Consider the following 25,965-nt stretch of genomic DNA (forward strand, 5'->3'; position numbering starts at 1 on the left):
TTGATGACATGACCCGGACATTACGCATTACCTATTCGCTGTCGTTCCTCGGCCTGCTGGTGGGCATGGGCGTCTGGTCCACCGGTGGCCTGCAAAGCTTCCAGCGTACCGAGCAGATGACCCTGCTCAACGGCAAGCTGGCCAAGGCCGCCGAGACCCACTACGACGAGCAGTTCCCGATCAAGCGCCTGGGTACCAACCTATGGGCGGCGATGGACTTCAAGCTGTTCAACGAAGGCCGCCCCGGCGTGGTACTGGGCCGCGACCAGTGGCTGTTCAGTGACGAAGAGTTCAAGCCCACCGCCGGTGCCGAGCAGCTGATGCAGGAAAACCTGGCGCTGATCCGTGGCGTGCGCGACACCCTGCAGCAGCACGGCAGCCAGCTGGTGCTGGCGATCGTGCCGGCCAAGGCGCGGGTGTACGCCGAGTACCTGGGCAAGGAACTGCCGACCAGCCTGCATGACGACCTGTACAACCAGTTCCATGCCCAGGCACGCCAGGCCAACGTGTTCGCCCCCGACCTGATGGCACCCATGGAGCAGGCCAAGGCCCGTGGCCAGGTGTTCCTGCGCACCGACACCCACTGGACGCCGATGGGCGCCGAAGTGGCGGCGCAGGCACTGGCCGAAGCGGTCAGCCGCCAGAGCCTGCTCAACGGCGACCCGCAGGCGTTCATCACCGAAGCCGGCAGCACCGCGCCATACAAGGGCGACCTGACCAACTTCCTGCCACTGGACCCGCTGTTCAGTAACCTGCTGCCGGCCCCGGACAACCTGCAGCAGCGCACCACTCGCCCGGTCGAGGCCGAAGGTGAAGCCGGTGACGCACTGTTCGCCGACACGCAGATCCCGGTTGCGCTGGTGGGCACCAGCTACAGCGCCAACCCGCACTGGAACTTCCTCGGCGCGCTGCAGCAGGCCCTGCGCAGCGACGTGGCCAACTACGCCGAAGACGGCCATGGCCCGCTACTGCCGATGCTCAAGTACCTGCAAAGCGATGCCTTCAAGAACGCCGCACCCCAAGTGGTGGTGTGGGAATTCCCAGAACGTTATCTGCCAATGAAGAACGACCTCAGCAGCTTCGATCCACAGTGGATCGCCCAGCTGAAGAACACCCGTAAATCCGAAGAAAACCTGGCTTTGTCGTCCACCCGGACTAACCACTAATCAGAGGAACATACATATGACTACCAAGACTTCCATTGCCAAAGCCCTCACCCTCGCAGCCGGCCTGTCCCTGGCCTCCATGCAGGCCTTCGCCGGTGCCGACGCCGCGCTGTATGGCCCGAGCGCACCGAAAGGCTCGACCTTCGTGCGCCTGTACAACGCCTCCGGCGCACCGGCTGCAGCCTCGGTCGGCAACACCCAGATCAAGCAGGTTGGCGCCCAGGCCAGCAGCGACTTCAGCTTCCTGCCAGGGGGTGACTACACCGCCCAGGTCGGCGGCAAGAGCGTGCCGGTCAAGCTGGCTGCGGACAAGTACTACACCCTGGTCAACAGCGCCAGCGGCAACCCGCAGCTGATCGAAGAGCCGCCGTTCAAGAACAAGCAGAAAGCCCTGGTTCGCGTGCAGAACCTGAGTGACCAGCAACTGACCCTGAAGACCGCCGACGGCAAGACCGAAGTGGTCAAGCCGGTGGCCGCCAACGGCCGTGGCGAACGCGAAATCAACCCGGTCAAGGTCAACCTGGCGCTGTACCAAGGAGACAAGAAAGTGGGTGACGTCAAACCCGTCGCCCTGGAGCGCGGCGAAGCCGCAGTGCTGTACGTAACGGGTTCCGGCAACGCCTTGTCGCCGGTGTGGGTAACTCGCCCCGTGGCTAGCAACTGATTCCCCTGCCTCTCAACGACTATTGGAGAAACATGATGATCCCGGTAATTCTTTCTGGTGGTAGCGGTTCCCGTCTGTGGCCTCTGTCGCGCAAGCAGTTCCCCAAGCAGTTCCTGGCCCTGACCAGTGAACACACCCTGTTCCAGCAAACCCTCGAGCGCCTGGTGTTCGAAGGCATGGACACACCGATCGTGGTCTGCAACAAGGACCACAAGTTCATCGTCCAGGAGCAACTGGCCGCGCTGAAGCTGGAAACCCAAGGCATCCTGATGGAACCGTTCGGCCGCAACACCGCGCCGGCCGTGGCCATGGCTGCCATGAAACTGGTCAACGAAGGCCGCGACGAGCTGATGCTGGTGCTGCCCGCCGACCACGTGATCGATGACCAGAAGGCCCTGCAACGCGCCCTGGCCCTGGCCACCGTGGCTGCCGAGCGTGGCGAGATGGTGCTGTTCGGCGTGCCGGCGACCAAGCCGGAAACCGGCTACGGCTACATCCGTTCCAGCCAGGACGCCCTGCTGCCTGAAGGCGTGGCGCGCGTGGCGCAGTTCGTCGAGAAGCCCGACGAAAAACGCGCCGCCGAGTTCGTCCAGGCCGGCGGCTACTTCTGGAACAGCGGCATGTTCCTGTTCCGTGCCAGCCGCTTCCTCGAAGAGCTGAAGAAGCACGACGGCGACATCTACGACACCTGCGTGCTGGCCCTGGAGCGCAGCCAGGAAGACGGTGATGTGCTGAGCATCGACGAAGCCACCTTCGCCTGCTGCCCGGACAACTCCATTGACTACGCGGTGATGGAAAAGACCCAGCGCGCCTGCGTGGTGCCAATGTCGGCCGGCTGGAGCGACGTGGGCTGCTGGTCGTCGCTGTGGGAGGTGCACGAGAAGGACGACAACGGCAACGTCACCAAGGGCGACGTGGTGGTGCAGGACAGCCACAACTGCATGATCCACGGCAACGGCAAGCTGGTGTCGGTGATCGGCCTGGAGAACATCGTGGTGGTCGAGACCAAGGACGCCATGATGATTGCCCACAAGGACAAGGTCCAGGGCGTCAAGCAGATGGTCAAGACCCTCGACGAGCAGGGCCGCAGCGAAACCCAGAACCACCTGGAAGTGTATCGCCCGTGGGGCTCGTACGACTCGGTGGACATGGGCGGCCGCTTCCAGGTCAAGCACATCACCGTCAAGCCGGGCGCCAGCCTGTCGCTGCAGATGCACCACCACCGCGCCGAGCACTGGATCGTGGTGTCTGGCACCGCCGAGGTGACCTGTGACGAGAACGTGTTCCTGCTGACCGAGAACCAGTCCACCTACATCCCGATCGCCTCGGTGCACCGCCTGCGCAACCCGGGCAAGATCCCGCTGGAGATCATCGAAGTACAGTCCGGCAGCTACCTGGGCGAGGATGATATCGAGCGCTTCGAGGATGTGTACGGGCGTACCTCTACACCCATCGAACGTGGTGTTTCGGTGAAGACCATCGCGCAGTAAAAGTGGCATCCCAGCCATTGCATCAGGCAATGGCTGGGAACCACCCAGGCCAGGGCTGCCCGAGCCCTGCTCAGCTGTGATCTATTCGATCCGGTGACGCAAGAGATAACGGCCACCCAATACTTCCACAATCCTGGAGCCTTCATATTCCCTTATGGTCAACGATACGGGATCCATGTATTTCACGGGCATGTTCAACCAACCGCCCTGGCCGAAAGACAGGTCTCGTTTACCAGCGGCATCGTATCGAATAACCCCACCCGTCGCTTCAACACCCCATACCCCGATGAGAATGCCGTCGCCGTCTTGAACCAGGTGAAAAACCTTGGCCTTTCCAACTTCCAAAAATACTGGCCTACCATCGTTATAATTTTCATCTATTCTGCCATCCCGATGCAGACGATAGATGAACTTTGGATACAGCTCACGTCCTCCACTGCCAGCCACATACAGATAATCGTCGACCTGCAACATCGGCTCCATTACCAGATTGGTGAGTTCTTGATCTGGGAGCTTCATGAAATGGACTTCACCATCGCCACCGAAATCGCGCAACAATTTACCTTCGCTATCGATGGCTCCCACCCATCCACGGCCATAGCCTCCAAGGTTGAAGACACCACTCATCAAGAAACCTTCATGCTTACCGGCACTCATGTAAGACATGATATTCATTGTCTGATATTCGTAACTTGACTTGGGAAAACTTCTCAGCACCCCATTCTCGTTGAATGCTGGGTCCAATTCACCTGTCAACTCAAATTGGGCCATCCCACGAGATACAAGTTGTCGATGCTTACCGTCCGGTAACTGTGGGGTTTGATTGACACTTAAGCCAACAATATCGGCCTGGTTCGCCTGAGGTATCGGTACAACTTTTACACCGTTATCCCCGAAGCCCGGATCCAACGCCCCGGTATCGGCGTCAAGTTTGCACAGCAGAAAATTACTATAATTACCAGCTTCACCCGCCAGACAGGACAGCATGACCACATTTTCTTGCAGACTGAAAGAAAATTTAGTACCAAAACGATCAGGGTTTGGGAATTTCACTATCCCTTGCTCGCCGAAGGATATATCCAGACTTCCTCGATCGTCATACCGCAGCACACTAACTTCCCACTGCGATGATGCCGCCACATAATAATTTCCATTTGACAACCTTGCCGCCCCGTACCAAACAGTTCCCTCAGGAATAGCGAATTCAATCTCAGCCCAGTATTCGTAAATATTTTTCATCTCATTCACTCTGATTATAGATACACACAGAATGAAACTAATCAATAATCAGAAAGTTGTAACCTCTCAGGAGTACCAGTAGCGCCTGAATCAATACTCCTACTGCCTCACAACCCATCAAACTCTCCTGCTGGCTGATTGATCTAAACGAATCAGGCTTTTGAAGCTTTGTTCTTATGGGCTACGATGGTCTGACCCCGCGCAACCAAGGTCTGCCAGCTTTCATGATCATCGGTGCCTTCCTCATCCTCACCTGGCTGGTGCTGCTGTTGCGCTACCCGGCCAAGGCCCTGCCGATCTCGCTGGCTGCCGTTTGTGGCCTGGGCCTGGTGGCCCTGTTCGTCGTCTGGCAGGACACCCGCGAAACCTCGCAACTGGCCCGCCTGGACATGCGCCTGACCTACGCTCCCGAACACTGCCCCGCCGACCGGGCCCTGCAGGTGCGCATGAAGAACGGCAACGACGTGCCGCTGACCGAACTGCGCTGGCGGGTGGCGGCGTATGCGCCGGGCGATACCGTGAACCTGGCAGAGAACACCTACAACGCCCCGCGCTACCGTGGGCCAGGTGAACTGCAGCCAGGGGCCGAGTGGAAGGACTGCCTGCCACTGCCGCCACTGCGCTCCGGGTACCGGCCGCAGACCCTGGAGTTTCGTGCAGAGCATCTGCAAGGTACGTTTGCCAACTAATGTATCGCCTGTGCCGGCCCTTTCGCGGGCTTGCCCGCTCCCACAGGTACTGCACAGTACTCAAGAGCTGTGGAGTACCTGTGGGAGCGGGCAAGCCCGCGAAAGGGCCGGCACAGGCAACACCAACTTCCCCTGACAACAGGCCCCAACCATGCCCACCGTCCTGATCACCGGTTGTTCCAGCGGCATCGGCCGCGCCTTGGCCGACGCCTTCCGCGATGCCGGCCACCACGTCTGGGCTACCGCCCGCAAACCTGAGGATGTCGAGCAACTGAACGCCGCCGGTTTCACCGCCCGGCAACTTGATGTGAACGACAGCGGGGCGCTGGCCCGCCTGGCCGAGGAACTGGTAAACCTCGATATCCTGATCAACAACGCCGGCTACGGCGCCATGGGCCCGCTGCTTGATGGCGGTGTGGATGCCCTGCGCCAGCAGTTCGAAACCAACGTATTCGCCGTGGTCGGCGTTACCCGCGCATTGTTCCCACAGCTACGCCGCTCACGGGGGCTAGTGGTGAACATCGGCAGCGTATCAGGCGTGCTGGTCACGCCATTCGCCGGCGCCTACTGCGCCTCGAAAGCAGCCGTGCATGCCCTGAGCGATGCCTTGCGCCTGGAACTGGCGCCGTTTGGTGTGCAGGTAATGGAAGTGCAGCCAGGAGCGATTGCCTCGCAGTTCGCCAGCAATGCCCAGCGCCAGGCCGAGCAGGTGCTGGCGACGGATTCGGCGTGGTGGCCGTTGCGCGAGCATGTGCAGGCATGGGCGCGGGCTTCGCAGGACAAACCGACCTCGGCGGCGGTGTTTGCCCAAGGCGTGTTGGCAGCGGTCGGGAAGTCGCCGGTGCCAGCGGTGGTGCGGTTGGGGAACGGCAGTACGGCGTTGCCGTTGATGGCCCGGTTACTGCCGCGGCGGGTGCTGGATTGGGCGTTGCGCAAGCGGTTTGGTCTGCTGCGCCCGCTCTGATTGCTTGGTTGCCTGTGCTGGCCTCTTCGCGGGCTTGCCCGCTCCCACAGGGATAGTGTGATCCCGAAGATTGCACTGTACCTGTGGGAGCGGGCAAGCCCGCGAAGAGGCCGGTACAGGCAAAACAGATCAGGCAATGGAACGCAGCACCCCGCCATCCACCCGCAAGGCAGCCCCGGTAGTGGCACTGGCCTGCATCGATGCCAGGTACACCACCATGTTCGCCACCTCCTCCACCGTCGCCAGCCGCTTGATCAGCGAGGTCGGCCGGTGCTCGGCCAGGAAGTTGGCTTCCAGCTCTTCAGTCGACACCCCCTGCTCCTCGGCCAGCTTGGCAAAGAAGTCGCCCACACCTTCCGAACGCGTAGGCCCAGGCAGCACCGAATTCACCGTCACCCCGGTGCCGGCCAGGGTCTCGGCCAGCCCGCGCGACACCGCCAGCAACGCAGTCTTGGTCATGCCGTAATGAATCATCTCGGTCGGGATCTGCAGCGCCGACTCACTGGACAGGAACACCACCCGCCCCCATTTGCGCTCGGCCATGCCTTGGGCATAGTGGCGCGACAGGCGAACGGCGCTGAGCACATTGACGTCGAAGAAACGCTGCCAGTCCTCATCCCCGATCTCGAAGAACGGCTTGGGCTCGAAGATGCCCAGGTTGTTGACCAGGATGTCGGTGTGCGGCACCTGGTTGAACAACTTCTGCGCACCGGCCTGGGTGCCCAGGTCGGCAGCGATGCCGATGATGCGCGCCTGCGGCAGGCGTTCGCGCACAACTTTGAGGGCTTCGTCGACCCGGGCCTGGGTGCGACCGTTGAGGACCACTTCGGCCCCCGCCTCGGCCAGGCCGATGGCAATGGCCAGGCCGATGCCCGCGGTGGAGCCGCTGACGATGGCGCGCTTGCCGTTCAGGGAAATGTGCATCTGTGCCTCCTCATCTGTCTGGGAAATCGCTGGGGCTGCTCCGCAGCCCTTCGCGGGCACGCCCGCTCCTACAGGTTTAACTGTGGGAGCGGGCATGCCCGCGAAGGGCCGCTGGGCGGCCCCCTGCCGCTATGCTTTCTTCACAGGCTGCTCATCAAACGCCTGCCAGCCACCACCCAGGGCCTTGTACAGCCCCACCAACGCCTGCGACACCGCCGCCGAACTGTCGATCCACTGTTCCTCGCTGGCCAGCAAGGCCCCCTGCACCGTCAGCACATTGAGAAAGTCCACCGCCCCTTCCACATACTGGCGCTGGGCAGTTTCCAGGGCGATGCGGTTCTGCCGCACCGCCTCGGCCAGGTGGTCGCGGCGCAGCTGGCTGGCGTTGTACAGGCGTAGCACATCGTCGATTTCATGCCAGGCACCCAGCACCACCTTGCGGTAGTTCAGCGCCGCTTCCTGCTGCTGCGCCTCGCGCAGTTCCAGGGTGCCCTTGAGCCGGCCACCCTCGAAGATCGGCAGTGACAGCTGCGGCCCGAAGGCGAAGCGGCGTGAATCCCAGGCGCCGAAATCGGACAGCTGCATGGCCTGGAATCCGACACTGCCCGACAGCCGGATGCTGGGGTAGAAGTCGGCCTTGGCCACGCCAATGCTGGCAGTGGCGGCATGCAGGTGGGCCTCGGCCTGGCGAATGTCCGGGCGGCGTTCGGCCAGTTCGGACGGCAGGCCAATGGCGAACTTCTGCTGCGGCGCAGGCAGTTCGCCGCCCTGCAGCAACTCGGCCTGCAGGCTGCGCGGCGGTTCGGCGGCGAGCAGGCTGAGAGCGTTGATCAGGTCATCGCGCCGCGCTTCCAGGCTTGGCAGGCGCGACTCGATCGAGGCGACCTGGGCACTGGCCTGGGCCACGTCCAGGCGCGTGGCGACACCTTCGGCCTGGCGGTTTTCGGACAACTTCAGGCTGTGCTGGGCGACCTTGAGGTTGTCGCGGGTCACATCGATGGTGTGCTGCACGGCGCGCAGCTGGATGTAGTTGCCGGCGGTTTCCGAAAGCAATGCCAGCAACACGCCGCGGCGGTCGTTCTCGGCCACTTCGACCGTGGCATCGGCAGCCTCGACCTGGCGCCGCACACGGCCCCACAGGTCCAGCTCCCAACCGGCCACCAGGTCGCCCTGCCAGAGGTTGAAGGCTTCCTTGCCCGCCTTGCCGGACGGGTCACTCAGGCCTTCGGCACTGTTGCGCGAGCGGCTGTAGCCAGCGTTCACGTCCACCGACGGTACTTCGTCGGCAGCCACGGTGCTGCGCAGGGCGCGGCTTTGCAGCAGGCGGGCACTGGCCATCTGCAGGTCGAGGTTGCGCTCGGCAACGCGCTGGATCAAGGCACTCAGGCGGGCATCGTGGAAGCTCTCCCACCAGCGCAGTTCCAGCGGTTCGGCCTGCGGCTGGCTCGCCGCCGCTTCACCTTGCAGCGGCGCCCACTGTTGCGGTGCCTGGCTGTCAGGGCGCTGGAAGTCCGGCCCCAGGGTGCAGCCAGCCATCAATACGGCCAGCAGCAACGGGCTCAAGCGTAATGCCGGTTTCATCGTGCGCTTACCTCTTTGCCGTCCAGCTTGTCGCCACGGGTGTCGATGGTCGCTTCCACCGACATGCCCACGCGCAGGCGGGCAAGCAGCGGCTGGCCGTCATCGAAAACGATCTTCACCGGGATGCGCTGCACCACCTTGGTGAAGTTGCCGGTAGCGTTGTCCGGCTTGACCGCGGCGAAGGTCACGCCGGTGGCCGGGGCGATGCTTTCCACATGGCCTTGCAGCTTCTCACCGGCAAAGGTGTCGACGCTGATGCTCACGGCCTGGCCAGGCTGTACGTGGGTCAGCTGGGTTTCCTGGAAGTTGCCGACCACGTAGGCCTGCTGCAACGGCACCACCGACAGCAGGCGGGCGCCCGGGTTGACGTAGGCACCGACACGCAAGGCGCGCTCGCCGACCATGCCGTCCACCGGCGCGGTGATGCGGGTGTAGGACAGATCGAGCTGGGCCTTTTCCAGCCCTGCCTCGGCCCGCTTCAGCTGGCCGTCGGCACTGGCCACCTGGGCGGCAAGGATATCCACCTGCTTGCGTGCCGCTACCAGTGCCGCCTGGGCATTGGCCAGGCGTGCGCGGGCCTGGTCGACACCGCTGCGCGCCTGCTGGGCGTTCTGCACGGTGCCGGCGCCCTGCTCGGCCAGGCGGCTGTAGCGGTTGACCTCATGGTCGGCGAACGCAGCTTCGGCCTGGGCCGCTTTCACTGCGGCCTCAGCCTGGGCAATCAGCGACGCCTGGCGCTCGAGGGTGGCACGGGCATCGGCGCTTTGCGCCTGGGCCACCAGCAACTGCGCCTGCGCGGCATCCAGCGCGGCCTGGTAGTCACGGGCATCGATGGTCGCCAGCAACTGGCCGGCTTTGACCTGCTGGTTGTCCTCCACCAGCACCTCCTTGATGAAGCCGGCGATCTTGGGCGCGACCACGGTGTAGTCGGCGATCACATAGGCGTCATTGGTGCTCTGGCGGTGGTCGCTGCCGAACATCCAGGGGCCAGCGATGCCGGCCAGGACGGCCACGGCAAGCACCGAGCCGATGAACAGGGTTTTGCGGTTGTTGGTCATTTCAGTGGTTCTCGAATTCATCCAGGGTTCAGGCCACCGCGCGCGGCGGATAGACCCGGGTAGGCACGAAAGGAATCAGGCAGATCAGGGCCACGGCAATGCAGGCCATGACCAGGTAGAGATCGGCCGAGGTCAGCACCAGCGCCTGGTCGTGGATGCGCCTGGCCAGGCCGGCTGCGTTACCGTCGACCAGCGGGGCGTTGCCCAGGCTGTCCACCAGGTGGTTGGAATGGAAGTGCCGGCGCAGGGTGCCAAGGGCGTCCAGCAGGCCACCGGCGATCACCGCGGCCAGGCCCTTGACGGTGTTGAACCAGCTGGAGGCGAACGGGCCTTCCTGCGGGGTCATGCCGTTGGTGGACAGCATCAGCAGCGGCAGCACTGCCATTGGCTGGCCGAACACCTGCAGCAGATAGAACGGGTAGAAGTCGCCACGGATCCACTCGCTGGTCAGCAGGCTGCTGCCGACACAGGACGCCGCCAGCATCGCCAGGCCGATGCCCAGCACCCAACGGCAGTCCACCGCGCGGATGTTGCACAGCGCCGCCGTCAGCGGCAGGGCGATCAGCTGCGGCATGGCCACCAGCAGCATCAGCGGGCTGGTCTGCGCCGGGCGGTAGCCCTGGATCTGCGCCAGGTAGGCCGACGGAATGCTGCCAACGCCCGAGAGCACGATCAGCACACCGGCCAGGGTCACCAGGGCGAAACTCAGGTTGCGCCGTGACAGCATGCGCAACTGGAAGAACGGCAGCGGCTCGGACCATTCGTTGTACATGAACAGCACCAGCAACAGCAGGCCACCGCCGAGCAGCCAGCAGATCAGCGGCGAATCGAACCAGCCCCAGCGGTCACCCAGCGACAGGCCCAGCACGATGCAGCTGATGGCGGGCAGGCCGAGCAGCACGCCGCGCCAGTCGAACTGCTTGAAGCGCTCCAGGCGCAGCGGGTCCTGCGGCAGGCCCCAACCGACGCAGAACATGGCCAGCGCCGAGGGCAGGATGATCTGCCAGAACGCCCACTGCCAACCGACGTATTCGGTCCACAGCCCTGCCAACGGCGTGCCGAGGTTGGGGCCGAAGGTGGCGGTGAGGGCATAGCAGGCCATGCCATAGACCTTGATGCCCGGTGGCAGGAAGCGCAGGGCCACGCTCATCAACATCGGCGGCAAGGCGCCAGAGGCGAATCCCTGGAGCACACGCAACAGCATCAGGCTGTGCAGGTTGGGGGCGAACGGTTGCAGCAGGCCGAGCACGGCGAACAGGCCGATGGCGCTCATGGTGAAGCGCCGCAGCGAGAACGTGGTGGCCAGCCATGGCGCGAAGGCCATGGCCGAGACCGAGGCGGCGCTGTAGACCGCAAGCAGCCAGGCGCCTTCGTCGGCACCGATGCCCATGGCCCCACGGATATCGGCCAGGGAGATCTTGGTCACCGACTCGTTGAGGCCCGCGCACAACACGGCCAGCAGCACACCGAACAGCCCGACCACTACCTGCAGGCCGAACGCAGTCTGCGTAGGCGCGGCCGGCGCGGGGGCGGCGGCAATCGCGGCAGATGGGGCGGACAGGGAACTCATGGGCAGACATCTCCAGCAACAAATTTGCGACTGGAGCAAGTCTAAGAAGGTCGAATGCTGACGAAAACTGACTTATCGGTAGGTTTATGTTGCGTTGGACGCAATCCACCTTTTGCAGGTCTGGCCCTATCGCCGGCAAGCCAGCTCCCACAGGTACTGCGCAGGTTTCGAAATGTGCACAAATTCTGTGGGAGCTGGCTTGCCGGCGATGAGGCCCTCACAGGCAGTCAAGGGTCGACGCTGCAGCAAGCCTTCAGGGTCTGCCGCAACCACCGATGTGCCGGGTCATTGTGAAACCGTGGGTGCCATGCCTGCAGCACGGTCACTCGCTCCAGCGGCACCGGGATCTCGAACGAGCGCAGCGGCAGCCCGAGCTTGTGCACGCTGTTGAGGATGTTGGCCGGCATCGGCAGGATCAGGTCGGAATCCGGCAGCGAGAACAGCGCCGAGTGAAAACTCGGGGTAATCAGCGCCACTCGCCGCTGCACCTTGAAGTTGGCCAGTTCCACATCGATCGGCCCATTGGCACGGCCACGGCGGGACACGCTGATCTGTGGATAACTGGCAAAACTGTGCGCCGTGATCGGCTGCTCGAAAATCGGGTGGTCGCGCCGCGCCAGGCCCACGTAGTAGGTCTGGAACAGGCTCTGCACCTTGATCTCCGGCCCCAGGTCCACGGTCGAGCTGATGATCAGGTCGGTACGCCCGTCGCGCAGCACGCTGTCATCATCGCCGCCGGGGCTTTCCGGCACGAAGCGCAGCACCGTGCGCGGTGCCTGCTCGTGCATGCGCCGCAGCAGCTGGGCGCCGTAGAGGGCGATGAACAGGTCGTTGGTGCGGATGTTGAAGGCCCGGTCAAGCTTGGGCAGGTCGACCTCGTCGCCACTGCGGAACACCTCGCCGGCCTGCTCCACCAACGCCGCCACCTGCTCGCGCAGGGCCAGCGCCCGCGGCGTCGGCACCAGGCCGCGACCGGCGCGCACCAGGATCGGGTCACCCAACGCATCGCGGATACGCCCCAGGGTCCGGCTCATCGCCGCCGGGCTCAGGTTCATGCGCTGCGCCGCGCCGACCACGCTGCCCTCGTCGAGCAGGGCATCGAGGGCGACGAGCAGGTTCATGTCCGGGAGTTGCATGGCCGTTTTCCGTTACAGCTGTGAGGGATGGCGATGGTAGCAGGTTGCTGGATTGCACCAGACGCAATGCGCTCGTGCGTGGTGGGGCATTTATCCTGAGGGTGGATTGAGCCAAGAATGAGGAATGGCAGGTTCGGCCTCTTCGCGGGTAAACCCGCTCCCACATTGACTGCACAGGCTCTGAATAATGTGGCGCACCTGTGGGAGCGGGTTTACCCGCGAAGAGGCCAGAACAGACAACCCCTTAGCCAGCCTGAAACAAGGATTCCACATGCCCAGCCCCGTCCTGATCGCCATCGACGCCTCCCCTGCATCCACTGCCCTGCTCACCCTCGCCCGCCGCTACTGCCGCCCCGGCGAACACGAACTGCACGTGCTGCTGGCCATCGACTCTACCTTCGCCGTCCACGACCAACCCGCGCCTTACACCGCAGAAGAACTGGAAGAATACCCCGCCGCCTGCGAAGAGCAGCACCAGGCCGACCAAGCCGTGGCCGAGGCGGTGCGCGAGTTGCAGCAAGCCGGCTTCGCCAGCCGGGGCTGCATGGTGGCCGGGCAGCCGGTCGAGGCAATCGTGGCCAAGGCGCAGGAACTGAATTGTGAACTGATCATCATGGGCCACCGCCACCTGTCACGGCTGGGGCGGATGCTGGACCCGTCGATCAGCGCGAAGGTGATTGATCGGGTGAAGGTACCAGTATTGGTGGGGGCTGCTGGTTAGCAGTCACGGGCGGTGCAGCAAACCCAGTTTGACCATGCTTCGGAAAAACCATCATAGCGGGTAAGCCAAGGCTTCAACTCCGGGCTTACCCAACCAATAACTTCCAGGCAGAGCAGATGCCGTTGCCGAATATCGGGTTCCAACCAGAGCAAGGCATCGTGGTGAGCTGCTCGATTGCGTAGATCCCGAATCAGATTCAATACCTTTGAAATTTCATTTCTTTGGCGCCTTTTCTTCGGGCACCGGGGGAAGGCAAGGCGTAACTCCTTCCAGAACGCCTGCTCGTGCCTGGTGTTCAGCAGGGAGACCCAAAAACCAAAGCTAAGATCAGAAATGATTTTGTCAGGTGTTGCGGCATGGCGCTTCACCTTGATCGATGCCTTGGCCTTCTCGATTTCTGACCTGTCGACAGCGGTGAGTGACTCCGCCACCTCCCACCAATCGGCTCGCCCGTACTTGAGCCGCAAAGCCTGATGCATGGCGTTGCGCAGGCTGACTTCCAATACGTGCAGGCACGGGTAGATTGCTTGCCCAAGCAGCATGTTATGGGCATACGCAGTAGCGGCGGCGGTTTTACGAGGGTTGATGGCGTATCGAGCAAGGCGAGGCTTGGAAAATGCCTGCTCAAGAAATTGGCTCCAGTCCTGGTTTGTCAAACTCGTCCTTCCTGTATTAGCATTCGCGATGCAGCCCTATGTCGCCCTCTCCCAGAAGACCTGATGGTCATGCTGGTGATGACGCTAGGTACGTATCAATGGCCCCGCATTGCGGGGCCATTCCTTTTCCGACTCGCTGCCAGAGCAAGCTGCAGGCGACTCGAAAACGGCATTGTGCAGCGCGAGCTACAGGCGACTCATGACATCCGCTTCCTACCCTCGTGTAGTCCTTTTCCTGAAGACACCAAAAAGTCCAACCTAAGCTGTGATTAGCCCTCGCTCGGCTTCACTACCACCGTACAAGTCGTCCCCGCCGCCAGCAAAAAACCGTCCGGCACTTCATCGATATGAATGCGCACCGGCACCCGCTGCGCCAGCCGCACCCAGTTGAAGGTCGGGTTCACATCGGCGATCAACTCGCGGCTCTGTGGGTTGTCGCGGTCGTAGATGCCGCGGGCGATGCTCTCCACGTGGCCCTTGATGCGCTCGCCGCTCATCATCTGCAACTCGGCCTGGTCACCCACCTTCACATGCGGCAGCTTGGTCTCCTCGAAGAACCCGTATACCCAGAACGAGTTCTCGTCGACCACCGCCATCACCGCTTCACCGGTACGCGCATAGTCACCCTTGTGGATATTCAGGTTGGTCACGTAGCCGTCCACCGTGGCCACGATATGCGTGCGCTTGAGGTTCAGTTCGGCGGCTGCCAGTTCGGCAAGGGCCTGCTGGTAGTCAGCCTGGGCGGAGTTGGCGATGTTGCTGGCGTCGTCGCGGTTTTCCTTGGAGATCACCAGGTTGTCCATGTCGGCACGGCGCTTGGCGTTGACCTTGCGCATCTCCCAGGTGGCCTTGCGCGATGCAACCTGCGCCTTGGCTTGGTCGACCGCCAGTTGGTAATGCTCGGGGTCGATCTGGATCAACAGGTCGCCCTTCTTCACCCGCTGGTTGTCCTTGACCGGCACATCCACCACATAGCCAGGCACGTCGGCAGCGACGTTGATGATGTCGGCACGCACACGGCCGTCGCGGGTCCATGGCGTGGTCATGTAGTGCAGCCACAACTGGCGACCGATCACCACGGCAGCGGCAAGCACCAACAGGGTGGCGATCAGGCTGAAGAACTTTTTCATCGAAGGATTCTCACCAGTAGAGCGACAGCGCCAACGCGCCGAACAGGCAGACGAACAGGCTCAGGCGCAGCAGCGCCGGGTGCCAGAAGAAGCGGTAGCCATCATGGCTGGCAATGAACCGGTCCAGGCCCCAGGCCAGGCCCAGGGCGAACAGGAACATCAAGGTCATGGTGGGCATGTACACGCCATGGAAAGCGATTTCACGGGGCATGGTTTCACGGAGCATCGTGCAGTCCTTTCGCCGGTGCCAACGGCGACTGTGGGTCGAGCAGGGAAGAACGGATGAAGTGCAGGTAGCTTTGCGCGCGGCGCAGCACCGAAGTGTCGAAGTGGCGGGCGAAGGGCTCGTCGGTGGCCTGCACGCGGGCGATGGCGTGGTCCACCGCCACCAGCGCGCGTTCGTGGTTGCTGGCGCTGGGCTGCAAAAACAGCCGGGCCAGGGCACGGCCCATCACGCGGATCGCCTGGCGCCAGGGCTGCGACTCGGCGTAGGCCGGGTGCACCGGCGCACGGGCCTGTTCCTTGCGCAGCTCGATGATGGCGTGGCCGATTTCCAGCACGGTGAACATCCAGCCCATCAACTGGCTCTGTACCTGCGGCTTGCCGGCTGCCAGGCCATAGGCCTGGTGCAGCAGGTCACGGGTGCGGCTTTCGAAGGCGGTGCCGATGCCGCGCAGGCGGCCGCTGATGGCGAACAGCACCTGCTCGCGCAGTTCCTGCTCCAGGCGGCTCCACAGCCAGCGGCTGTTGGGCGGCAGGATGATCGCACCGGCAGCGGCACAGACGAACATGCCGATGACCATGCCGATGTAGTCGTTGATGAAGGTGTATGGGTCATACACGGTGAGGTTGTTCGGCACCGAACCGATGGCGAAGAACACCAGCAGGCCGATGCCGTAGCCGGCATAGGCCGGCCGTGACGAAAGGAACGCGCCCAGCACGAACACCGGCGCCAGGACCATGCACAGCAGCGGGAAACCGTCGATCCAGGGGAACACGAAGAAGGTTTCGAAGAAGCCGACGAAGGCACCAATCGCCGTGCCGCAGGCCATCTGGAACGACATGCGCTTGGGGTTCGGCGAGGCTGCCGACAGGCCCACGGTGACGGTGGCGATCAGGGTCATCATGGCGCCGCTGGGCCAGTCGCTGAGCAGCCAGTAGCTGCCCAGCAACAACAGCACCGCCGAGGCGCGCACACCGGCGGCCAACGATACCAGCCAGCTGGTCTGCGCCACGTAGGGCTCATCCCACTGCTCGCGTTCGTGCCGGTGCGCGGCCAGCGAGGCGTGGGTTTCGGCGTAGCCGTACATCTCGTCGACGAAGCGGTAGAGCAGCTCGAAGGCGGTGTGGAAGTCGAGCAGGTCGGACTCGCTCGGCTCGGTTGCCAGGTACTCGGCGCGCAGGCCGCGCACCTGTGCCTGCAAGCCTTCCTTGTAGGCGGCCAGCTCCAGGGTCAGGCGCAGCGCATCGGCGTCGGTCAGCGCCCGGCCCACGTAGGGCTGCAACAGCTCCACCAGGGTGTTCAGGCCCGGCTCGATGGCGCCGACGATCTGCAGCGGGCCGCGGGCGCGCAAGCGCTCCAGCAACCGGTGCAGGGCATTGAAGCGCGTGGTGATGGCCATGAACTCGCTGTTCATGCGCACCAGGCGACCAGAGCGCCGACGCATGTGCGGGTCTTCGAAGGCGGTGACGTTGCGCAGGCTCTCGAGCCCCACTGCTTCAGCGACGAAGCGCACGTTGCTGCTCTCGAAGCGGTCCCGCTGGCTTTCGCCGCGCAGAGCCTCGACCACCACCCCGGCGAACACGCCAAAGCGCTGGTACAGGGCGTTGCGCATGGCGGCACTGGCCGACTGCGGCAAGATCGCGGCGCTGACGAAGGTCGACACCAGAATGCCCAGGGCAATTTCCAGCACCCGCCATACCGCCGCCATGAACGCCTGGTCAGGGTGCTCCAGCACCGGCAGGCCGATCATCGCCGCGGTGTAGCCGGCCAGCACGAAGCCATAGGCGCGGAAGGTGCGGTAGCGCATGGCACCGGCCGAGCACAGGCCTACCCACAGGGCCAGGCTGGGCAGGAACAGCTCGGTGTTCTGCGGGAATATGGCGATCAGCGCCACCATCATCGCCGAGCCGGCCAGGGTGCCGAGCACCCGGTAGAAACTCTTGGCGAACACATGCCCGCTTTGCGGCTGCATGACGATGAACACGGTGATCATCGCCGTGCGCGGTTGTGGCAACTCCAGGCGCATGGCCAGCCACAGGGTGATGAACGCAGCGGCCAGCACCTTGAAGATGTACACCCAGGTCACCCCGTCGGTGCGCGCCCAGGCAAAGAAGCCCCGGCGCCATTCCAGGCTCTGCAGCCAGCGCACGGGCAAACTGGAAGTGCTCATTCGGCGTTATCCGGCTTCTTGTCGAAAATGGCCAGGGTGGCCGGGGTTTTCGGTGCGGCCTGGCGCTCCTCTTTCGGCACATCCTGACCAGCCTGCAAGCCACCGCCCAGGGCGGTGACCAACTCGGCATGGGCAATCAGGCGGGCAGCCTGCACCTGCTGTTGCACCTGCTGCTGGCGGAACAGCAAGGTCTGGGCGTTGAGCACGTTGAGGTAGTCGGTAAGGCCACGCTGGAAGGCGACCATGGCGATGTCGTAGGTTTTCTGCGCGGCCGCGACCGACTCGGCGGCGAAGTGCGACTGCTCCTTCATCGACTCACGGCGGATCAGCTGGTCGGAGATGTTCTTCAGCGCACTGACCACGGTCTGGTTATAGCGCGCCACGGCCACGTCATAGCCCGCCGAGGCCACGCCCAGTTGCGAGCGCAGGCGGCCACCGTCGAAGATCGGCAGGCTGATGGCCGGGCCGACGTTATAGTTGAACTTGCGCCCGGTGAGGAACTCCAGCGGGCCGCCGCCGGTTGCCATGAAACCAAGGCTGCCGACCAGGTCGACGTTGGGGAAGAAGCCGGCATGGGCGACATCGATGCCCCGCGCCTGGGCGGCCACCTGCCAACGGCTGGCGACCACGTCGGGGCGCTGGCCGACCAGTTCGGCCGGCAGGTTCGACGGCAGCTTCAGCGGCGCGGCCAGGGCCAGGCTCGGGCGCTGCAACTGCGCGCCCTCCCCCGGGCCCTTGCCGGCCAGGGCGGCCAGCTGGTTGCGGGCCAGGGCAATTTCTTCGTCCAGGCTGTCGAGCTGGCGGTGGGTTTCCGGCAACGGCGCTTCGGCCTGGCTGACTTCGAAGTGAGTGCCGATGCCGGCATCCAGGCGGCGCTTGGCCAAGGCGAGGATCTGCTCCTGCTGTTCCAGCTCGGCCTTGACGATATCGCGCTGGGCGAAGTGCAGGCTCAGCTGGATGTAGGCGCGCACCACGTTGTTCTGCAGCTCCAGTTGCGCCTGGCGGGCTTCGGCCACGCTCATGTGCGCCTGGTCCACGGCCTGCTCGCTGGCGTTGCGTTCGCGGCCCCACAGGTCGAGTGCATAGCTGAAGCCAATGGCGGCGTTGTTGTCCCAGGTGTTGGCGCCGGACAGCGCGCCCGGGCCGTAGAACTGGTCTTCAGGCCAATTGTGGCGCTTGAGCGAGGCCTGGCCGTTGGCCTGGAGCTTTTCCGCCGATTCGACCACGCCGGCCATGGCCTTGGCTTCGCGCACCCGCGCCGCAGCCATGGCCAGGCTCGGGCTGCCGGCCACGGCCAGGGCAACCCAGCGGTCCAGTTGTGGGTCGCCATAGGCGTGCCACCACTGCTGGTCGGGCCAGTGGGCGTCGGTCGCGGCTTCGCGTATGGCCGCGTCGGTGGTCAGGGTGTTGGCTTGCAGCGTCTTGCTTTGCGGGGCAATGCCCCAGGTTCCGATACAGCCGCTCAAGGTGAGGGCAAGGGCACAGGCACTGAACGCACTGAGCGTTCTGATGATGCGACGCGGCACAGCTGCGATTTCCCGAGGAAGAGGTAAAGGGGCCGGGCAATTCTAGGGGGCGGCAGCACTGGCGATAAGCGTGGATTCCTGCGAATCTTTGTTACCAAAACAGCGATAATCCGCCTTTGGTCGAAGGCAACTTTTCATCTCTTTTACGTTACTTCGTGACACAATTTTGTCCTCTACATCGAGAGTGACCCATGGACACCCTGCAAAACATGCGTGCTTTCAGTTGCGTAGCCCAACTCGGCAGCTTTACCGCTGCCGCCGGGCAACTGGATACGACCACCGCGAACGTGTCGCGGGCGGTCTCCAACCTGGAAGCCCATCTGCAAACAAGGCTGCTCAACCGCACCACCCGCCGCATTGCGCTGACCGAAGCCGGCAAGCGCTACCTGATGCGTTGCGAACAGATTCTTACCTATGTCGAAGAAGCCGAGGCCGAGGCCAGCGACGCCCATGCCCGCCCGGCCGGGCAGTTGAAGGTGCACTCGATGACCGGGGTCGGTCAGCACTTCGTGGTCGACGCCATCGCCCGCTACCGCGAATCGCACCCGGACGTGACCTTCGACCTGACCATGGCCAACCGCGTGCCCGACCTGCTCGACGAGGGCTATGACGTGTCCATCGTGCTGGCCACCGAACTGCCCGACTCGGGGTTCGTGTCCCAGCGCCTGGGCATCACCTACAGCATCGTCTGCGCCTCGCCCGCCTACATCGCCCGCCACGGCGTTGCGCACAAGCCTGCCGACCTGCTCAAGCACGCCTGCCTGCGCATGGTCAGCCCGGTGATCCCGTTGGAGAAATGGCTGTTCGACGGGCCGGAAGGCCAGGAGATGGTCAACATCACCAGCTCGCCGTTCATGGTCAATACTGCCGATGCCATGAAGACCGCCATCCGCAGCGGCATGGGCGTGGGCGTGCTGCCGATCTATTCGGCCATCGACGGCCTGCGCGATGGCAGCCTGGTACGGGTGCTGCCCGAGTACCGGCTGCAGGAGCTGAACCTGTACGCCATCTACCCGTCGCGGCAGTACCTGGATGCGAAGATCAAGACCTGGGTGGAGTACCTGCGCAACTCGCTGCCGGAGATTCTGGCAGCCCATGAGGCGGACCTGAAAACCCATCAGGTGATGATCGCCAACTAAAAAGCTGCTGCATTGCGAGGGCGGACAATGGTAGGTTGCTAACCATTGTCAGGCCATTCGCGGGCACGCCCGCTCCCACAGGTAATGCACAGGCCTTCAATCTGTGCGGTACCTGTGGGAGCGGGCGTGCCCGCGAAGAAGCCCCCACCGTCCCACGCCTTGCAGAGAAGTTGCCCGATGAAAAAGACCGTCCTGGCCTTCAGCCGAATCACCCCGGCCATGGCCGAACGCCTGCAGCAAGACTTCAACGTGATCGTGCCGAACCCCAAGCTCGGCGACATCAATGCACAGTTCAACGAAGCCCTGCCCGAGGCCCATGGCCTGATCGGCGTTGGCCGCAAGCTCGGCCGGGCGCAGCTTGAAGGGGCGGCCAGGCTGGAGGTGGTATCCAGCGTGTCGGTCGGCTACGACAACTACGACCTGGACTACTTCAACGAACGCGGCATCGCCCTGACCAACACCCCCGATGTGCTGACCGAAAGCACCGCCGACCTGGGCTTTTCGCTGATCATGGGCTGCGCCCGCCGCACCGCCGAGCTGGATGCCTGGACCAAGGCCGGCAACTGGCAAGCTACCGTAGGCCCGGCCCACTTCGGCAGCGATGTGCACGGCAAGACCCTGGGCATCGTCGGCATGGGCAACATCGGTGCCGCCATTGCCCGCCGCGGCCGGTTCGGTTTCAACATGCCGGTCATCTATTCCGGCAACAGCCGCAAGACCGCGCTGGAGCAAGAGCTGGGCGCGCAGTTCCGCAGCCTGGAGCAACTGCTGGCCGAAGCCGACTTTGCCTGCATCGTGGTGCCGTTGTCCGATGCCACCCGCAAGCTGATCGGTGCGCGTGAGTTGCAACTGATGAAGCCGAGCGCGTTCCTGATCAACATCGCCCGCGGGCCGGTGGTGGACGAGGCGGCGCTGATCGAGGCACTGCAGAACGGCACCATTCGCGGTGCGGGCCTGGACGTGTACGAGAAAGAGCCGCTGAGCGATTCGCCGCTGTTCAAGCTGCCCAATGCCCTGACCTTGCCGCACGTTGGCTCGGCCACTGCCGAAACCCGTGAGGCCATGGCCAACCGGGCAATCGACAACCTGCGCGCGGCGCTGCTGGGTGAGCGGCCGCGGGATCTGGTGAATCCTCAAGTGTGGAAGGGCTGATAGCCCTCTACTGCCTGCACCGGCCCTTTCGCGGGCTCGCCCGCTCCCACAGGTACACCACCGCCCTAAAGGCCTGTGCAATACTTGTGGGAGCGGGCGAGCCCGCGAAAGGGCCGGCACAGGCAACCCATCACCTATTTGGCCACCACAACACCCTCAGCCACCCTGGTCTTGGGCTTGCGAAACACCAGCACATTCCCCGCCATCACCGCCACCAGCCCCAACAAGGCCGGCGCTGTCCACTGATACCCCTCGGCCACCGCCGACACGTTCAACGCCACCAACGGGAACAGCACCGTGCAGTACGCTGCCCGCTCCGGCCCCATGCGCCCGACCAGGGTCAGGTAGGCGGTAAAGGCGATCACCGAGCCCGGCACCACCAGGTACAGCAACGAGCCGATGTAGCGCACGTTCCACTCCATGCTGAACGGCACGCCGCTGACCACGCAGAACACCGCCAGCATCACCGCCCCGTAGACCATGCCCCAGGCATTGGTGGTCATGGGTTTGAGCCCGGCCTTCTGCTGCATGCTCGACAGCATGTTGCCGGCCGAGAAGCACAGCGTGCCGAGCAGGGCCAGGCCAAGGCCGTACAGGGTTTCGCGGCTGGCCGCGTGGTGGGACAGCTCGGGCCAGAACAGCAGCCCCAGGCCAAGTAGCCCCAAGGCGCCGCCGCCGAGCACGTTGCTGGCGATCTTCTGGCCGAAGAAGATCCGCGCGTTGAGTGCATTCCACAGGGTGGCGGTGGAGAACACCACGGCGATCAGGCCGCTGGCAATCCACTGGCTGGCGCTGAGGAAGCAGATGAAGTTGACGCAGAACAGGCACAGGCCCTGGGCCAGACAGATCTGGTGGCCACGCCGGTTCATCGGTTGCAGGCGGCGGGTGAGCAGCAGGAAGGCGAACAGGATCAGCCCGGCCAGGGCGAAGCGGTATACGATCGAGACCGGAATGGCGACCACGCCCAGCTGGAGTTTCAGGGCGATCCAGGTGGTGCCCCAGATCAGGACGGTTAGCAAGTAGAGTGACAGGTTCATCGGTGGGACTCCTCAGGCGATCGACCATGCATCCCGGGGCCGCGATGCGGCCCATCGCCGGCAAGCCAGCTCCCACAAGTACAGCGCCAAGCTCGAGGCTGGCGCGGTCCCTGTAGGAGCTGGCTTGCCTGCGATCGAGGGCGCAGCCCTCGCCGAGGCCTCCAGTTTCATCCGGGGGCCCCTCCCCGGCTTGCACAAACTTGCGCATTTGTCCTGCGGGTAGCTGTAAGCCTGCCCAAGGCGCAGTAGGATGGCTGGCAAGAGGAACCGCCCATGACGCCACTCACCCAGCTGCAAGTGTTCAACGCCATGCACGCCTCGCCCCACGCCCGGCTGGAGCTGAGCGCGCACCTGGGCGACGGGCTGGCGGCGGCGTTGTGGAGCAACCGCGACGATGCCCGCGACTACCAGGCACCGAGCCATCACACCCTGTCGTGCTACATCGCCGACGGCACCGGCACCTTTCGCCGCCAGCGCCCCGGCGACAAAGGGGCGCCCGACAAGCTGTGCGTGATGCCAGCCGGGCAGGAATCGAACTGGGTGGTCAATGGCGCGATCCGCCTGGCGCACCTGTATGTCAGCGAGGCGCAATTCGCCTTGGGCTGTGTGCGCCTGCTCGACCGTGAACCGCGTGAGCTGCAACTGCAGGAAGCGACCTTTCTCGATGACCCGCAGCAGGCCAAGCGCTTTCGCCAGCTGATAACCCTGGACTGGGATGAACCTGGCGAACGCTTGCTGGCCAGCAGCCTGGCGCACGAGATCGTCGATCATGCGCTGCTCAATCAGGTCGGGCTGCGCCAGGGCCTACGGCTGAAAGGCGGGCTGGCACCGAGCCTGCGCCGGCAAATGGTCGACTACATCGAAGCGCATCTCGACCAGCCCATCACCCTGGGTGAACTGGCATTGCGCTGCAACCTGTCCGAATACCACTTTGCGCGCATGTTCCGCGCCAGTTTCGGGCTGCCGCCGCACCAGTACCTGCTGGCCCGGCGGCTGCACCGGGCCTGCCAGCTGTTGCGGCTGGGGTTGATGCCTTTGGGGGAGATTGCCCTGTTGTGCGGGTTTGCCAGTGCCAGCCATTTCAGCAACCGGTTCCGCCAGGCGGTCGGTGCAACGCCTGGCGAGTACCGTAGTGCTTTCTGTTCGTGATATTGGGGCCGCTTTGCGGCCCTTCGCGGGCACGCCCGCTCCCACAGTGACCGCGGCGCTGCCCATACTTGTGGGAGCGGGCGTGCCCGCGAAGGGCTGCAAAGCAGCCCCAAATGCCTAGAACTCGAAGGTGCTGGACAAGCTCACCTGCCGCGCATCGCCAATGGCCACAAAGTACTGGTTCACCGCCGAGCTGTAGTAAACCTTGTCGAACAGGTTCTTCACGTTCAGCTGCAACAGCACCTTGTGCTCGTCGAGCCTGGTCTCGTAGCTGGCAAAGGCATCGGCCACGGTATAGGACGGCAGGTCGAAGGTGTTGGTCGGGTTGCCAGCGCGCTCGCCCACGTACCGCGCCCCCGCGCCAATGCGCAGGCGATCGCCGCCGAACAGGCTGCCATAGTCATACACCGCCGACAGCGAACCACTGTGGCGGGCCACGTTCTGCAGGCGGTTGCCCTTGAGGTCCGGGTCCTTGGTCACTTGCGCATCGGTGAAGGCGTAGCTGCCGATCAGGCTCCAGCGCTCACTCAACTGGCCGGTCAGGTCCAGCTCGACACCCCGTGAGCTGACCTCTCCAGCATTGCTGTACACCGTTTCGCGCGTACTGGTATCAAAGTTGGAAACCAGCACGTTGCGCTTGGTGATATCGAACAACGCCAGGGTTCCGGTAAGGCGGCCTGGCATGTCGAGCTTGGCGCCCAGCTCCCACGATTTGCCCTCCTCCGGCGCCACCGACGAGTCAAGCACCACATTACCGACCAGCGGCGCGATGGTGGAGTTGGGCTTGAACGACTCGCTATAGCTGCCATAAAACGACAGCTGCTCGTCCACCTTGTAGACGATACCTGCATGCGGCACCCACGCCTGGCCATTGATGTCGGTGTTGGCCTTGAACGGGCGGCCGCGGCCAGCGTATTGGTCGAACTGCTGGAAGCGCGCACCGGCCACCAGGATCCAGTGATCATCCAGGTGCAGCGCGTCCTGCACGAACAACGCGTCGGTGCGTAGCTTGTCGGTCTGGTCGCTGTCACTGGCTTTGACGGTGGTGCCCTCCACTTCCTGCCCGTAGATCGGGTTCATGTAGCTGAAGGTAGATTGGGCGCTCTGCCGGATCAGGTCGCCACGAAAGACCTTGCGGTCTTCATGATCGACACCGAACAGCAGGTCGTTCTGCATCCCGGCCAGTTGCACATTGCCGGCCAGGCTCAGGGTGGCGAACTGGTCACGGCTCATGGCGTTGTGGGTGCCGTCGATGCTGCGCGACAGCGTGCCGCTTTTTTCATTCACGCCGGTCACCCGCACCTGGCTGGCATCATAGGTTTCGCGGTTGAAGCTGTAGCCGAAGTGCAGCTTCCAGTCATCGGCCAGTTGGTGGTCGACTTCCAGACGGTACAGGTCGGAACGCCCCTCCATGTCGTTGAAGGGCTCGTCCAGGCGCCGCGTGGCTGGGATATCCAGCGGGTGGCCGTTGTTGCCGAACGCCGTGCCACGGTCGAAGGGGTAGAGAAATTCGCGGTGCTCGTAGGCCAGTACCACCTGAGTGTCTTCGCCCAGCCAGGCCAGCGACGGCGCTACCAGCGATTCGCGGTGCACGCCGTAGTTGCGCCAGTAGTCTTCATCTTCGTGGTCGACGATCAGGCGATAGGCGAAGTTGCTGTCGCCGAGCGCGCCGGTGCTGTCGAACCCGCCACCGCTGCCGTTCTTGCCGCTGCCGTAGGTCGACCCGCGCACGGTCAGGGCGTTGTACTGCTCGAGTTGCGGGCGCTTGCTGACCACATTGATGACCCCGCCCGGGTCCTGGATGCCGTACAGCAGCGAGGCCGGGCCCTTGAGCACTTCGACCCGCTCGGTGCTGGCGTTGAGGCTGCGGCCCTGCACGATGGGCATGCCATCGCGCATGATCGAGCCGTCGCGGTTGTCGCCGAAGCCGCGCTTCATCACCGTGTCAGAGGTGCCACCGAAATTGTTGCCCTGGGTGATGCCGCTGACATTGGCCAGGGCGTCATCGAGGTTGCGCGGGGCCTGGTCACGGATGACCTGGGCCGGCACCACGTTGATGGCTTGGGGGATGTCCTGGCTAGGGCCCTGCCCGCGCATGATCGAGGCGGTAGCCGGGGGCTGGTAGCTGTAGTCGTCCAGTTGCGAGGTCACGGTGATGGCCTGCAGGTTGAGGGCGCCGGAGGTGTCCACTGCTTCGAGGGTGAGCGTGCGTGCATCGACGCGGCGCCAGGCCAGCCCGGTAGTACCCAGCAGCTGTTGCAGGGCCTGTTCGGCGCTGAACCTGCCGTTCAATGCCGGCGCCTGCACTCCTGGCAGTTCCAGGGTGTAGACCACGCTCTGGCCGGTGGTGCGGCTGAAGGCGACAAGTGCCTGGGCAAGGGGTTGCGCCGGCTGGGCGAAGGTGTACGCCTGCTGTTGCTCGGCGGCGCAGGCCAGGGGGGCGACAGCGAATGCCGGGAGCGCGGAAAGGCCGAGCCAGAGAGGGACGCAACGCGGGGTGAACTTCATGGACGCTGACCTGTGAGAGGGATATGACTGCGAATGAATCGCACTTCCACTCATTACACGGATGCCACGTCCT

The 25,965-nt window shown here is 63.9% G+C and carries 22 protein-coding genes; 9 read left to right on the forward strand and 13 right to left on the reverse strand.

From position 1 onward, the window contains the following. Positions 1 to 8 precede the first annotated feature (8 nt). From CAG44_RS11995 to CAG44_RS12005, 3 genes are read left to right on the forward strand one after another with little or no spacing between them, the layout of a single operon-like run. The gene (locus tag CAG44_RS11995) at positions 9 to 1,166 is read left to right on the forward strand and encodes an alginate O-acetyltransferase (RefSeq protein WP_023660658.1); all 1,158 of its coding nucleotides are present in this window, start codon (positions 9 to 11) and stop codon (positions 1,164 to 1,166) included. A gap of 16 nt (positions 1,167 to 1,182) precedes the next feature. Then, a complete protein-coding gene (locus tag CAG44_RS12000; protein ID WP_075046290.1) occupies positions 1,183 to 1,830 on the forward strand; it encodes an alginate O-acetyltransferase AlgF in 648 nt (215 codons plus the stop codon). Positions 1,831 to 1,865: 35 nt separating this feature from the next. Continuing rightward, positions 1,866 to 3,320, forward strand: a complete 1,455-nt coding sequence (locus CAG44_RS12005) for a mannose-1-phosphate guanylyltransferase/mannose-6-phosphate isomerase (protein WP_075046291.1) — start codon at positions 1,866 to 1,868, stop codon at positions 3,318 to 3,320. A gap of 81 nt (positions 3,321 to 3,401) precedes the next feature. Here CAG44_RS12005 and CAG44_RS12010 read toward each other — a convergent pair whose 3' ends face one another. Further along, positions 3,402 to 4,559: a hypothetical protein gene (locus tag CAG44_RS12010; protein ID WP_143493864.1), complete on the reverse strand. Its 1,158-nt coding sequence runs from the start codon at positions 4,557 to 4,559 to the stop codon at positions 3,402 to 3,404. 224 nt (positions 4,560 to 4,783) lie between these two features. On the opposite strand from CAG44_RS12010, the gene CAG44_RS12015 reads away from it, so the two are divergent. Further along, a complete protein-coding gene (locus tag CAG44_RS12015) occupies positions 4,784 to 5,248 on the forward strand; it encodes a multidrug transporter (RefSeq protein WP_085592175.1) in 465 nt (154 codons plus the stop codon). 151 nt (positions 5,249 to 5,399) lie between these two features. Then, positions 5,400 to 6,212: an SDR family oxidoreductase gene (locus tag CAG44_RS12020; RefSeq protein WP_085692193.1), complete on the forward strand. Its 813-nt coding sequence runs from the start codon at positions 5,400 to 5,402 to the stop codon at positions 6,210 to 6,212. 129 nt (positions 6,213 to 6,341) lie between these two features. Here the strand turns inward: CAG44_RS12020 and CAG44_RS12025 are convergent, their stop codons facing one another. From CAG44_RS12025 to CAG44_RS12045, 5 genes are all read right to left on the reverse strand, one after another. Next, positions 6,342 to 7,136, reverse strand: a complete 795-nt coding sequence (locus tag CAG44_RS12025; RefSeq protein ID WP_025340590.1) for an SDR family NAD(P)-dependent oxidoreductase — start codon at positions 7,134 to 7,136, stop codon at positions 6,342 to 6,344. A 129-nt stretch (positions 7,137 to 7,265) separates the two neighbouring features. After that, the gene (locus CAG44_RS12030) at positions 7,266 to 8,717 is read right to left on the reverse strand and encodes an efflux transporter outer membrane subunit (protein WP_085692194.1); all 1,452 of its coding nucleotides are present in this window, start codon (positions 8,715 to 8,717) and stop codon (positions 7,266 to 7,268) included. Then, the gene (locus tag CAG44_RS12035) at positions 8,714 to 9,775 is read right to left on the reverse strand and encodes an HlyD family secretion protein (protein ID WP_025340592.1); all 1,062 of its coding nucleotides are present in this window, start codon (positions 9,773 to 9,775) and stop codon (positions 8,714 to 8,716) included. The genes CAG44_RS12030 and CAG44_RS12035 overlap by 4 nt, the downstream gene beginning before the upstream one ends. A 28-nt stretch (positions 9,776 to 9,803) precedes the next feature. Further along, positions 9,804 to 11,345 carry an MFS transporter gene (locus tag CAG44_RS12040; RefSeq protein ID WP_085692195.1) on the reverse strand — a complete coding sequence of 514 codons (1,542 nt, stop codon included), beginning with the start codon at positions 11,343 to 11,345 and terminating at the stop codon, positions 9,804 to 9,806. A gap of 227 nt (positions 11,346 to 11,572) precedes the next feature. Continuing rightward, on the reverse strand, positions 11,573 to 12,481 hold the full coding sequence (locus tag CAG44_RS12045) for a LysR family transcriptional regulator (protein ID WP_015271755.1): 909 nt from the start codon (positions 12,479 to 12,481) through the stop codon (positions 11,573 to 11,575). A gap of 271 nt (positions 12,482 to 12,752) precedes the next feature. On the opposite strand from CAG44_RS12045, the gene CAG44_RS12050 reads away from it, so the two are divergent. Beyond that, the gene (locus CAG44_RS12050) at positions 12,753 to 13,202 is read left to right on the forward strand and encodes a universal stress protein (RefSeq protein WP_085592181.1); all 450 of its coding nucleotides are present in this window, start codon (positions 12,753 to 12,755) and stop codon (positions 13,200 to 13,202) included. On the opposite strand, the gene CAG44_RS12055 is transcribed toward CAG44_RS12050, so the two are convergent. The 5 genes from CAG44_RS12055 to CAG44_RS12075 all read right to left on the reverse strand — a co-directional run bounded on the left by CAG44_RS12055 (position 13,199) and on the right by CAG44_RS12075 (position 18,907). Beyond that, positions 13,199 to 13,858 carry an Abi family protein gene (locus CAG44_RS12055; protein WP_085692196.1) on the reverse strand — a complete coding sequence of 220 codons (660 nt, stop codon included), beginning with the start codon at positions 13,856 to 13,858 and terminating at the stop codon, positions 13,199 to 13,201. The two genes, CAG44_RS12050 and CAG44_RS12055, sit on opposite strands and share 4 nt — an antisense overlap. A gap of 269 nt (positions 13,859 to 14,127) precedes the next feature. Continuing rightward, entirely contained in the window at positions 14,128 to 14,988 is an 861-nt protein-coding gene (locus CAG44_RS12060; protein ID WP_013974168.1) for an HlyD family secretion protein, read from the reverse strand. Positions 14,989 to 14,998: 10 nt separating this feature from the next. After that, a complete protein-coding gene (locus CAG44_RS12065; protein WP_008097766.1) occupies positions 14,999 to 15,199 on the reverse strand; it encodes a DUF1656 domain-containing protein in 201 nt (66 codons plus the stop codon). 4 nt (positions 15,200 to 15,203) lie between these two features. Beyond that, positions 15,204 to 17,381: an FUSC family protein gene (locus CAG44_RS12070; protein WP_085692197.1), complete on the reverse strand. Its 2,178-nt coding sequence runs from the start codon at positions 17,379 to 17,381 to the stop codon at positions 15,204 to 15,206. Continuing rightward, positions 17,378 to 18,907, reverse strand: a complete 1,530-nt coding sequence (locus CAG44_RS12075; RefSeq protein WP_085692198.1) for an efflux transporter outer membrane subunit — start codon at positions 18,905 to 18,907, stop codon at positions 17,378 to 17,380. Before CAG44_RS12075 ends, CAG44_RS12070 begins: the two co-directional genes overlap by 4 nt. Before the next feature lie 191 nt (positions 18,908 to 19,098). On the opposite strand from CAG44_RS12075, the gene CAG44_RS12080 reads away from it, so the two are divergent. Both CAG44_RS12080 and CAG44_RS12085 read left to right on the forward strand, forming a co-directional pair. Further along, entirely contained in the window at positions 19,099 to 20,046 is a 948-nt protein-coding gene (locus CAG44_RS12080; RefSeq protein ID WP_013974172.1) for a LysR family transcriptional regulator, read from the forward strand. A gap of 177 nt (positions 20,047 to 20,223) precedes the next feature. Further along, positions 20,224 to 21,198 carry a D-glycerate dehydrogenase gene (locus CAG44_RS12085; RefSeq protein WP_085692199.1) on the forward strand — a complete coding sequence of 325 codons (975 nt, stop codon included), beginning with the start codon at positions 20,224 to 20,226 and terminating at the stop codon, positions 21,196 to 21,198. Positions 21,199 to 21,332: 134 nt separating this feature from the next. Here the strand turns inward: CAG44_RS12085 and CAG44_RS12090 are convergent, their stop codons facing one another. Continuing rightward, a complete protein-coding gene (locus tag CAG44_RS12090; RefSeq protein WP_085692200.1) occupies positions 21,333 to 22,235 on the reverse strand; it encodes a DMT family transporter in 903 nt (300 codons plus the stop codon). Positions 22,236 to 22,508: 273 nt separating this feature from the next. On the opposite strand from CAG44_RS12090, the gene CAG44_RS12095 reads away from it, so the two are divergent. Then, positions 22,509 to 23,384 carry a helix-turn-helix domain-containing protein gene (locus CAG44_RS12095; protein WP_085614320.1) on the forward strand — a complete coding sequence of 292 codons (876 nt, stop codon included), beginning with the start codon at positions 22,509 to 22,511 and terminating at the stop codon, positions 23,382 to 23,384. Positions 23,385 to 23,501: 117 nt separating this feature from the next. Here CAG44_RS12095 and CAG44_RS12100 read toward each other — a convergent pair whose 3' ends face one another. Next, entirely contained in the window at positions 23,502 to 25,892 is a 2,391-nt protein-coding gene (locus CAG44_RS12100) for a TonB-dependent receptor (protein WP_085692201.1), read from the reverse strand. Positions 25,893 to 25,965: the final 73 nt, after the last annotated feature.

This window comes from Pseudomonas sp. B13(2017) (genome assembly GCF_002113245.1).
GTDB classification, from domain to species: domain Bacteria; phylum Pseudomonadota; class Gammaproteobacteria; order Pseudomonadales; family Pseudomonadaceae; genus Aquipseudomonas; species Aquipseudomonas putida_Z.